A 10,592-nucleotide genomic window follows, 5' to 3' on the forward strand; every position below is an offset into this window, starting at 1 on the left:
CTCAGTGCAGTCCCAGGCTCAGGTGGTCGGCGATCGGGCCGAGTACCAGCGCCGGCATGAACTGCAGCACGGTCAGGATGACGATCACCGAGACCAGGGTCAGGGCGAAGGTCGGCGTTTCGATCTGCAGGCTGCCGGCAGACTCCGGCGCCTGGCGCTTGGCAGCCAGCTGTGCAGCCACCACCAGCGGGATGATCAGCAGCGGGAAGCGGCCCAGCAGCAGCACCAGCGAGCAGCTCAGGTTCCACCACAGCGTGGCGTCTCCCAGCCCTTCGAAGCCCGAACCGTTGTTGGCATAGGCCGAGACATACTCGTAGAACACCTGGCTGATGCCATGGAAGCCGGGATTGGAGGTGCCCGCCAGGCCGGGCACGGCCAGGGTGATCGCGGTGAACACCAGCAGGGTGATCGGCTGCAGCAGCACCAGCAGGGCCAGCAGGCGCACCTGTGGCGTCTCCAGCTTGCGGCCGAACAGTTCCGGCGTGCGCCCGGTCATCAACCCGGCCAGGAACACACCCAGCAGCAGGTACACGATGAACTGCTGCAGGCCACAACCGATGCCGCCCCAGATCGCGCTGACCAGCATGTTGACCATCGCGATGCCGCCACTCAGCGGCGCCAGCGAATCGTGCATGCCGTTGACCGAGCCGTTGGAGACCTGGGTGGTCACCGCCGCCCACAGCGCAGTGCCATCGGCGCCGAAGCGCACTTCCTTGCCTTCCATCAGCAGCGGGGTGGCGGCGCTGGCGCTATGCCCTTCGCTCCACATCATCGCGCCGGTGGACAGCAGCGACATGCCCAGCATGCAGCTGAACACCAGGGCGCCGAAGCGGCGCCGGCCGGTGAACGCGCCGATCATGAAGATCACCGCCATCGGCACCAGCAGGATGCCGACGATCTCCAGCGCGTTCGACAGCGGCGTCGGGTTCTCCAGCGGGAAGCTGCTGTTCGGGCCATACCAGCCGCCGCCGTTGGCGCCCAGCTGCTTGGCCGCGACCATCGCCGCCACCGGTCCCAACGGCAGTTTCTGTTCGGCCATGCCAGCGCTGGCATCGATCGGCGTGGCCTGTGGCCCACCGGCCATCGTCGACGGCACGCCCTGACTGGTCAGCACCAGCGTCCACACCAGGCACAGCGGCAGCAGGAAGCGCACGCACAGGCGCACCACGTCCACGTAGTAGTTGCCCACCGCCACCTGGCGGTCATCGCCGCTGCCGGTGGCCGCCGCAGCCTGCGGCGCACGCGAGAACAACGCGCGCAGCGTCGCCACCGCCAGCGCCAGGCCCATCATCGGCGTCACCACCTGCAGGCCGGTGATGCCGGTCATCTGCGAGAAGTAGGACAGCTGCGCTTGGCCCGAATAGTGCTGCTGGTTGGTGTTGGTCAGGAACGAGATCATCGTGTGCAGCGCGGTGTCCCAGCGCATGTTCGGGATCTGGTCCGGGTTCAACGGCAACCAGGCCTGGGTCATGAACACCGCCTGGGTCAGCACCGCGACCACCACGTTGCTCAGCACGAAGGCCAGCACATAGCCGCGCCAGGACATGGCGCGCGATGGATCGACGCCAAGCACCTTGTACAGCGGCTTCTCGATCCAGTGGAACAGCACGTCGACCTTCATCGGCGTGCCGCGCATCACGCGCGCCAGGTACAGGCCCAGCGGCCACGCCAGCAGCAGGCTGGCGGCAATAATCACAAGCATCTCAGTCATGGCCGGCTCCGCTCAGAACGACTCGGGCCGCAGCACGACATAAAGGAGATAGGCGGCGGCAACCAGCACCAGCACGCCACACAACAACGACAGCCAGGGGGACATTGCAATAGCGTCCTGGTGGAACCCCTCCACCTCAGGCCGCCATCGTCGTCCTACCCCCCATAAACGCACTACGCGCCGGACCGGGCCGACGCGTAAAGAGTGCATAAATTCCGTGGGCCAACCCGTAACCAGGCCCGGGGTAGCGCCGGGCCATGCCCGGCGGAGTCAGCGCCGTCAGCCCGCCGGAGCGTCCGCCGGCACCAGCCCCTTCAGCTCGCGATAGCGCTGCAGGGTGCTGTCGATCTCGGCCTTCAACGCCTGCTGCTGCTGCACCAGCCCGGCCTGCAGGCGCTGCTGCGCCTGCAGCTGCGCATGCCGCTTGCGGATCGCCTCGGCCTGCTTGTCGGCCACCTTGGCGCCGGCCAGCTCGCGGTCTCCCGCCGCCGACAGCAGCGCCACCAGCGACTCACGCAGGCTGGTGACGTTGTACTCGGCTGTCTTCAGGTTGTTGTCCAGCACTTCCTGGCGCTCGGCAAACACCCGGCGCAGGTCGGCCTCGCTGCCGTAGGTGGACAACATGGCCTGCTCGGTGCGCTGGCGGGTCTGCTCGGCCATCAGGTCCAGCTGTTGCTGCTGCGCAGCGGTGCTGGCAGCGGCACGCTCCTCGTCGGTCAACGCGCGCTGGACCTGCGCATTGCGCAGGCCCGTGCTCGCATTGAATTCCTCGCGGGCATGGTTGACCGCGTCGGCCGGCAGCGAATCACTGCAGATCCGCTCCTTGCCCTCGTTCCAGCAGTACAGCTTCTTTTCCGCCTTGCCGCTGTCGCGCGACTGCGCCGGTACGGTGAACGGCACGACCAGCAGCAGGCCGGCGAAGAGGACAGCAGGAACTCGGGACATGACCTTTCCCCTGGGTCGGTCAGCGGATCGAACGAACGCCGTACTGGGCCCGGTAGGCTTCCAGCGGCTGCCGGTAACCCACAAGTTCCGGGTTGCCGGAGGCGAAATCAAGCAGATCGGCCAGCGATGCCACGGCGATCACCGGGATACCGGCTTCTTCGGCCACCGACTGCGCGGCAGAACGGCGGTCGGTCTCCGAAGCGATCTCCTGGCGGTCCAGTGCCACCACGATGCCGGCCGGGGTGCCACCGGCGGCGCGGATGATGCCCAGCGCTTCGCGGATCGCCGTACCGGCGGTGATCACGTCGTCGACGATCAGCACGCGCTTGCCCTGCATGTCGGCGCCGATCAGCTGGCCACCCTCGCCATGGTCCTTGGCTTCCTTGCGGTTGAACGACAGCGGCAGGTCGCGGCCGCGCTGGGCCAGCTCGCAGGCCATCGCGGTGGCCAGCGGGATGCCCTTGTAGGCCGGGCCGAACACCACGTCGTACTTGATCCCGCTGGCATCGATGGCATCGGCATAGCACGCGCCGAGCTGGGACAGCAGCGAGCCGGAGTCGAAGCGCCCGGCGTTGAAGAAATAGGGGCTCAGCCGGCCGGACTTGAGGGTGAACTGGCCGAAGCGAAGGGCGTCGGCGGTCAGGGCCAACTGCAGGAAACGGTGGCGGTGGTCGCTCATCAAAACTCGATTCATCTTCATTTGGAGCACAAATCCTAATCCAGCTGGGCGTTTCGCGCTCGTCCGGCCCCGTGTGAAGGCGCTGGCGGGCCCACCCGGCGGACTGCGCAGCCCTGCAGTCAACCGGTATGCTTGCCCGGTTTCCCGCCGTAGGTCTTCCGCATGCGCATCATCAGTTTCAACGCCAATGGCATCCGTTCCGCCGCGACCAAGGGCTTCCTCGACTGGTTCCGTGCCCAGGATGCCGATGTCCTGTGCATCCAGGAAACCAAGGCCCAGGAAGACCAGCTGAGCGACCCGATGTTCCGCCCGGACGGCCACCACTGCTTCTACCGCGACGCCATTACCAAGAAGGGCTACAGCGGCGTGGCGATCTACAGCAAGCGCGAGCCGGACCAGGTCATCACGTCGCTGGGCTGGGCCCCGTTCGACGACGAAGGCCGCTACATCGAGGCACGCTACGGCAACCTCAGCGTGGTCTCCTTCTATATCCCGTCCGGCAGCTCGGGCGACCTGCGCCAGGGCTTCAAGTTCGAAGTGATGGAATGGCTGCGGCCGATCCTGGAGGAGTGGGCGCGCAGCGGCCGCGACTACGTGCTGTGCGGCGACTGGAACATCGTGCGTTCGGCGCTGGACATCAAGAACTGGAAGTCCAACCAGAAGAATTCCGGCTGCCTGCCGGAGGAACGCGACTGGCTCAACGCCCTCTGCGCCGACCACGGCCAGGCCACCGATGTCGCCGCCGGTCGCGGCTGGGCCGATGCCTACCGCCTGCTCAACCCCACCGGAGAGGACTACACCTGGTGGAGCAACCGCGGCGCCGCCCGTGCCAACAATGTCGGTTGGCGCATCGACTACCAGTTCATCACCCCGGGCCTGCGTGACCGCCTGCGAAGCTGCTCGATCTACCGCGACGAGCGCTTCTCCGACCACGCCCCGTTCACCGTGGACTACGACCTGTGACCGAGGCTGCCAAGCCGCGCCGACCGTGGCAGCAGGTGTTGTCCAACCTGAGCCAGCGCAAGGTGCTGGCGATGCTGCTGCTCGGCTTCAGTTCCGGCCTGCCGATCTATCTGGTGGGCAACACGCTCGGCTTCTGGATGCGCAAGGAAGGCATCGAGCTGAGTACGATCGGCTTCCTGTCATGGGTCGGGCTGGCCTACACCATGAAGTTCCTGTGGGCACCGATCGTCGACAAGACCGACGTGCCTCTGTTCGGCCGCTTTGGCCGCCGCCGTGGCTGGATGCTGCTGTCGCAGCTGGTCGTGGTGGTGGGCCTGGTCGGCATGGCGCTGGTCCAGCCCAAGGGGGGCCAGATCCAGTTCCTGGGTATCGCCTGGCAGCACATCGTCGTGTTCGGCGTGATGGCCGTGATCGTAGCGTTTGCTTCGGCCACCCAGGACATCGTCATCGATGCCTGGCGCATTGAAAGTGCTGACAACAGCGAGCAGCTTGGACTGCTGACCTCATCCTCGGCACTGGGCTACCGCACTGCATTGCTGGTCACCGATGCGCTGATCCTGATCATCGCGGCCCGTGTCGGCTGGCAGGTTTCCTACGAGATCATGGCCGTGCTGATGGCGCTTGGCGTGGTGGCCGTGGTCATGGCCCGCGAACCCGCGCGGGAAGTGGCTGCCGTGCAGGCGCAGGCGACCTCGCTGTGGACACCGCGCGGATTGTTCGACGCCGTAGCGGGACCGTTCATCGCCTTCGTCCGCGAGCATCGCAGCGGCGCGATCCTGATCCTGGTGGCCATCAGCGTCTATCGCATGGCCGACTTCGTCATGGGACCGATGGCCAACCCGTTCTACGTCGATCTCGGCCTGGACGAGGACACCGTGGGCGCGGTGCGTGGCTCGGTCGGGCTGGTCGCGACCTTCGTCGGTATTGCCGCAGCGGGCCTGGTCTCGGTCCGCTGGGGGGTGCTGGCGGCGCTGATGGTAGGCGCTGTGCTGGGGCCGGCCTCCAACCTGGCGTTTGCCTGGCTGGCCTATTCCGGCCCGGACACAACCCATTTCGCCGTCGCCATGGCGATCGACAACTTCGCCAGCGGCTTCGCCGGAACGGCGCTGATCGCCTATATGTCGAGCCTGACCAGCATCGGATACACCGCCACCCAGTACGCGCTGCTCAGCTCGTTCTACGCGATGCCCGGCAAGGCGCTCAAGGGGCTCTCGGGGTGGTCGGTACAGACGCTCGCACAGGGCCGGACGCTGCTGGAAGGCTACGCGCTGTTCTTCGTCGGTACCGCGCTGGTGGCGATCCCGGTGGTGATCCTCTGCGCCCTGCTGATCCTGCAGCAGCGCCGTCGCCAGGCCGCCGGCTCGACCTGATTGCCTGCCCGCCCGGTCTGCGGGATCATCGCCCCGACGCGCCGAGGGGGCGGTGCCTTGCGAACGGGGAAGTGAGCATGGCCGACGTTGTGCTGCGGGATCTGGACCCGCTGCTGCTGGAACGTATCAAACGCGTCGCGGTCGCCCGCGGCTTGACCCACGAACAGACCTGTGCCGCCTTGCTGGAGCAGGGCCTGTTCAGCAGTGAACTGGAAGTCCGCTCCGGCTTCGGCGATCCGGAAGTGGATGCCCTGTCCGATGCCATTGCCGCCCTGCAGGCCTTGCCCGCAGGGCAGGGCTTCGATTAGCGGCCGCGCCGCAATGCTGTAGAGACGAGTCCACGTCCGGCTGCCCGGTAGATCCACGCCACGCGTGGATGGCGCCACCTCACGCCAGGTGGATCGCACCCAGGATCCGCGGGCCCTTAGCTCCGGTCACGCTTGGCAGGTTGCCGGCCAGCCCGTCCACCGTCCGCTGCGCCAGCCATGCGAAGCCCATTGCCTCCACGTACTCCGGGTCCAGCCCGTGCACGGCGCTGGATTCCACCTGCACGTCCGGCAGCCGCGCCGCCAGGCGCTTCATCAGCTGCCGGTTGCGCACCCCGCCGCCACAGACCAGCAGGCGGCGGGTCTGCGGCTGCTGCGCCAGCAGCGCATCGGCCACCGTTGCCACGGTCAGTTCCAGCAGGGTCGCCTGCACGTCGGCCGCCGCGTACTGGCCCTCGGCCATGTGCGCCTCGGCCCAGGCCAGGTGGAACTGCTCACGGCCGGTGCTCTTCGGCGGCGGCAGCGCGAACCACGGGTCCGAGCGCCAGCCCGCCAGCAGGCCCTCGTCCACCGCGCCGCTGGCGGCGTACGCGCCGTCGGCATCAAAGGTCCGGCCGGTGTGGCGCTGGCACCAGGCATCCATCAGCGCATTGGCCGGGCCGGTATCGAAGCCACGTACCGCACCTTCGCGCGGAATCAGGGTCAGGTTGGCGATACCGCCCAGATTGAGCACGGCGCGGTCTTCGTCGGCCGTGCCCAGCATGGTCAGGTGGAAGGCCGGCATCAGTGGCGCACCATGGCCCCCGGCCGCCACGTCGCGGCGGCGGAAGTCGGAGACCGTGGTGATCCCGGTCAACTCGGCGATGCGGTTGCCGTCGCCCAGCTGCACGGTGAAGGCGGGGTCGGCCAGCGGCCGGTGACGCACGGTCTGCCCATGCGAGCCGATCGCGCGCACCTGGCTGCGGTCCACGCCAGCCTCGGCCAGCAGCTGGTTGGCGGCCCCGGCGAAGCTGATCGCGATCCGGGCGTCCAGCTCGCCCAGCTCCTCCAGCGAATCCAGTGGACCACCTTCGCCCAGCGCCACCAGCCGTGCACGCAGCACCGGCTCCCAGCGGGCGGTCAGGCCGTGCACGAAACGGCAGCCTCCGCCGGCAGGAAACTGCACCAGCGCGGCATCGATGCCGTCGGCACTGGTGCCCGACATCAGGCCAAGGTACAGGGGGGCGTCAGTGTCGGCAGTCGTGTTCATGGCGGGCATAAAAAAAGGACGCGGCAAGCTTGTGCTGCCGCGTCCTTCTTCGTCAACGCAGGGGCTCAGCCGCGCTTGCGGCCGGCGCTGCTCTTGTCCTTGGCGCTGGCCACCTCGGGGGCGGCCTCGTCGCGGCTGGTCGGTGCCGGGCTGGCATCGGCGTAGATCAGCTTCTCCATGCCCTGGATGCGGGCCATCGCCGGCGCGGTCTGCGCGCGGAAGGCGACCAGCTCGGCGCCCTTCAGCGGCTCCGGCGGCGGCATGGTCACGGTCAGCGGGTTGCGGTGCTCGCCGTTGACGCGGAATTCGTAGTGCAGGTGCGGGCCGGTGGCCAGGCCGGTCGAGCCGACATAACCGATCACCGTGCCCTGGGCCACCCGCTGGCCGGTCTTGATGTTCGCAAAGCGCGACATGTGCCCATACAGGGTGGTGTGGCCACGGCCGTGGTCGAGGATCACCACGTTGCCGTAACCGCGCTGCACGCCGGCGAACTGCACGCGGGCGTCGCCGGCGGCCATGATCGGGGTGCCGGTGCGCGCGGCGTAGTCCACGCCCTTGTGCATGCGCATCTTGCCCAGCACGGGGTGCTTGCGCGCACCGAAGGTCGAGCTCAGCCGCGCGAACGGGATCGGCATGCGGATGAAGCTCTTCTTCAGCGAACGGCCGTTGATGTCGTAGTACTCGGACTTGCCGTTGCGGTCGAAGCGGAAGCCGGAATAGGTCTTGCCACCGGTGGTGAACGTCGCCGCCAGAATCTTGCTGGTGTCCACCTTCTCGCCTTCGCGCCAGGTTTCATCCATCACCACGCTGAAGCGGTCGCCCGGCTGCAGGTCCTTCGAGAAGTCGATGTCGTACTTGAAGATGTCGTCGGTCATCGTCGCGATCGCCGACGGCGACAGCCCGGCGCGGCGGGCCGCGGCATACAGCGAGCTGGTGATCTCGCCACTGGTGACCACCGTGCGCGTGGAGGTCTCGCGCTTGGTCACCTTCTCCTTGATGTCGTCACCGGCCAGGCTCAGCTCCACCCGGTTGTCGGCATCGCGGTCGAAGCGGATGCTGCGCAGGTCGCCGGACAGCGGCATGTCGAAGGCGATCTCGGCGCCCGGGCGAAGCTTGGTCAGCGCCTCGCGCGCGCCCGGGTGGTCCAGTACCCGGTGCAGGGTGGTCGCCGGGATACCGGCCTTGTCGAACAGATCGCTCAGGGTCTGGCCGCGTTCCACGCGCAGCACCTGCCAGCTGTCACCGGGCACCTGCTGCTGGCGGGCCATGGCCAGCGGCGGCAACGGCAGTGCCAGGCTGGTATGGCTGTCGGCAAAGGGGGCGTCGATGGTGTGCGAGAAGCCCGGCACGATCGTCGCCACCAGGGCGCCGATGGTCGCGAACAGGCTGGCATGCATCCAATGGCGCCGGGTCCAGCGCTCGTTGAAGGCGGCGGGAAGATGTTGCCTGAGCTTCCGATGCAGGGCGTTGTCGTGCAGGACGTGGAGGCGTTCCTGGAAGCGCTGCTTGCGTGCGCGCCCTTGTTCGGAATTGTGCATCGGCGGTTTTTTCCTGGTGGCCCGGGAGCGGGGGCCTGATCGCCGGTTACCATAGACACCTGAGAAAACCGCGTCAAACCCTTGTGCCCATTGGCTTTTGTGAAGCCAATCGGGTTAACTTTGCTTTAACACCCCACACAAGAATCGGCGTTGCCGGGAGTAGTCACGTGTCCTCGATTGAAGAAGCCCTTGCCCAGATCGGCCGTGGTGCCGACGAGATCCTCAAGCTCGAGGATCTGCGTGCGCGCCTGCAGGAGGGCCGCCCGCTGCGGATCAAGGCCGGCTTCGACCCCACCGCGCCCGACCTGCACCTGGGCCACACGGTGCTGCTGAACAAGATGCGCCAGTTCCAGGACCTCGGCCACCAGGTCATTTTCCTGATCGGCGACTTCACCGGCATGATCGGCGACCCGTCCGGCAAGAGCCTCACCCGCAAGCCGCTCAGCCGCGAGGACGTGCTGGCCAACGCCCGTACCTATGAGGAGCAGGTGTTCAAGGTGCTGGACCGCAGCCGTACCGAAGTCCGCTTCAACTCGGAGTGGTTCGGCAAGATGGGCGCGGCCGACATGATCCGCCTGGCCGGCCAGCACACCGTGGCACGCATGCTCGAGCGCGACGACTTCGCCAAGCGCTACGCCGCCCAGCAGTCCATCGCCATCCATGAGTTCCTGTACCCGCTGGTGCAGGGCTACGACTCCGTGGCCCTGGAGGCCGACGTGGAGCTGGGCGGTACCGACCAGAAGTTCAACCTGCTGATGGGCCGTGGCCTGCAGGAGCACCACGGCCAGAAGCCGCAGGTGGTGCTGACCATGCCGCTGCTGGAGGGCCTGGACGGCGTCAACAAGATGTCCAAGTCGCTGGGCAACTACATTGGCATCAGCGAACCGGCCATCGACATCGTCACCAAGACCATGAAGGTGGACGACACCCTGATGTGGCGCTGGATCGAGCTGCTGTCCTTCGACATCAGCCAGGCCGAAGCCGTGCAGCTGCGCGAGCAGGTGGCCAATGGCGGCCTGAACCCGCGCGTGGTCAAGCTGCGCCTGGCGCGTGAACTGGCGACCCGCTTCCACGACGCCGCAGCGGCCGAGCAGGCGATCGCCGGCTGGGAAGCGGCGGTGACCGGGCAGGGCGATATCACTCAGCTGCCGCTGCAGGACGTGGCGATCCCGGTCGAAGGCCTGCGTATTGCTGCGCTGCTGACCGCGGCCGGCCTGACCCCGAGCAACTCCGAAGCCAACCGCAAGCTCAAGGAGCGCGCGGTCAAGGTGGACGGTGAGGTGGTCGAAGACGGCCAGCAGGTGCTGCAGCCGGGCTTCGAAGGCCTGTTGCAGGTCGGCAAGCGCACCTTCGCCCGCGTACGCCTGGTCGCTGCCTGAGACAAAGGAAGGGCCGGCGCAGCCGGCCCTTCCTTATGCTCTTGTAGAGCCAAGCCCACGCTTGGCTGCTCTTCGGGCGGTCCTCCCGCAGCGCGACGGATGAACGGATGCAACATCCGGTGAAAAAAATCGCCACACCCCCTTCACAAACGATGGGAATAGGGACATACTTCTCCTCCCCCGTCGCAGGGGTCGCCACCAAGGGGCTTCAGCGACAACAGGGCGCCCACCACCGCCGAACGAGATGATCGAACGAAGGTGTTGACGGACTGAAAAAGTCTGGCATAATGGGCGGCTCGCTACGAAGGAAACTTCGCAGCACATGGGAGCGGCGCTGAGGCCACTTCCCTCGATCTTTGAAAGTATGCGCAGGTATCTTGTGAAGGCGCCTGCAGGAAGGATGATTGTCCATCTTGCAGACGTTTGATCAAGCAACTATTAATTGTTTTAAAGCAAGCGATACGTTGCCAGCATCAATCATCTGCAGCTTTA

At 66.8% G+C, this 10,592-nt stretch carries 10 protein-coding genes; 4 read left to right on the top strand and 6 right to left on the bottom strand.

What is annotated here, in order from left to right; all coding sequences use genetic code 11:
* Position 1: 1 nt before the first annotated feature.
* From kdpA to pyrE, 4 genes are all read right to left on the bottom strand, one after another.
* Positions 2 to 1,711 (bottom strand): potassium-transporting ATPase subunit KdpA, encoded by a 1,710-nt coding sequence (gene kdpA, locus AC5P9L_RS17005; protein ID WP_099473509.1) that lies wholly within the window; start codon positions 1,709 to 1,711, stop codon positions 2 to 4.
* A 12-nt stretch (positions 1,712 to 1,723) separates the two neighbouring features.
* Positions 1,724 to 1,816 (bottom strand): potassium-transporting ATPase subunit F, encoded by a 93-nt coding sequence (locus AC5P9L_RS17010; protein ID WP_005407770.1) that lies wholly within the window; start codon positions 1,814 to 1,816, stop codon positions 1,724 to 1,726.
* Between the two features lie 174 nt (positions 1,817 to 1,990).
* Positions 1,991 to 2,656: a hypothetical protein gene (locus AC5P9L_RS17015; RefSeq protein ID WP_005407771.1), complete on the bottom strand. Its 666-nt coding sequence runs from the start codon at positions 2,654 to 2,656 to the stop codon at positions 1,991 to 1,993.
* Positions 2,657 to 2,675: 19 nt separating this feature from the next.
* On the bottom strand, positions 2,676 to 3,335 hold the full coding sequence (gene pyrE, locus AC5P9L_RS17020; RefSeq protein WP_005407772.1) for an orotate phosphoribosyltransferase: 660 nt from the start codon (positions 3,333 to 3,335) through the stop codon (positions 2,676 to 2,678).
* Positions 3,336 to 3,497: 162 nt separating this feature from the next.
* Here pyrE and AC5P9L_RS17025 point away from each other — a divergent pair, with 162 nt between their 5' ends.
* From AC5P9L_RS17025 to AC5P9L_RS17035, 3 genes are all read left to right on the top strand, one after another.
* Entirely contained in the window at positions 3,498 to 4,298 is an 801-nt protein-coding gene (locus AC5P9L_RS17025; RefSeq protein WP_024956358.1) for an exodeoxyribonuclease III, read from the top strand.
* Positions 4,295 to 5,668: an AmpG family muropeptide MFS transporter gene (locus AC5P9L_RS17030; protein WP_005412009.1), complete on the top strand. Its 1,374-nt coding sequence runs from the start codon at positions 4,295 to 4,297 to the stop codon at positions 5,666 to 5,668. Before AC5P9L_RS17025 ends, AC5P9L_RS17030 begins: the two co-directional genes overlap by 4 nt.
* 77 nt (positions 5,669 to 5,745) lie before the next feature.
* Positions 5,746 to 5,976: a hypothetical protein gene (locus AC5P9L_RS17035; protein ID WP_114618813.1), complete on the top strand. Its 231-nt coding sequence runs from the start codon at positions 5,746 to 5,748 to the stop codon at positions 5,974 to 5,976.
* A gap of 79 nt (positions 5,977 to 6,055) precedes the next feature.
* Here the strand turns inward: AC5P9L_RS17035 and AC5P9L_RS17040 are convergent, their stop codons facing one another.
* Both AC5P9L_RS17040 and AC5P9L_RS17045 read right to left on the bottom strand, forming a co-directional pair.
* The gene (locus AC5P9L_RS17040; RefSeq protein ID WP_114618816.1) at positions 6,056 to 7,183 is read right to left on the bottom strand and encodes an anhydro-N-acetylmuramic acid kinase; all 1,128 of its coding nucleotides are present in this window, start codon (positions 7,181 to 7,183) and stop codon (positions 6,056 to 6,058) included.
* A gap of 65 nt (positions 7,184 to 7,248) precedes the next feature.
* Positions 7,249 to 8,721, bottom strand: a complete 1,473-nt coding sequence (locus tag AC5P9L_RS17045; protein ID WP_111118142.1) for a M23 family metallopeptidase — start codon at positions 8,719 to 8,721, stop codon at positions 7,249 to 7,251.
* Between the two features lie 167 nt (positions 8,722 to 8,888).
* Here AC5P9L_RS17045 and tyrS point away from each other — a divergent pair, with 167 nt between their 5' ends.
* Positions 8,889 to 10,100 (top strand): tyrosine--tRNA ligase, encoded by a 1,212-nt coding sequence (gene tyrS, locus AC5P9L_RS17050; RefSeq protein WP_005407778.1) that lies wholly within the window; start codon positions 8,889 to 8,891, stop codon positions 10,098 to 10,100.
* Positions 10,101 to 10,592 lie beyond the last annotated feature (492 nt).

This window comes from Stenotrophomonas sp. YJH_SMC_64 (genome assembly GCF_059371375.1).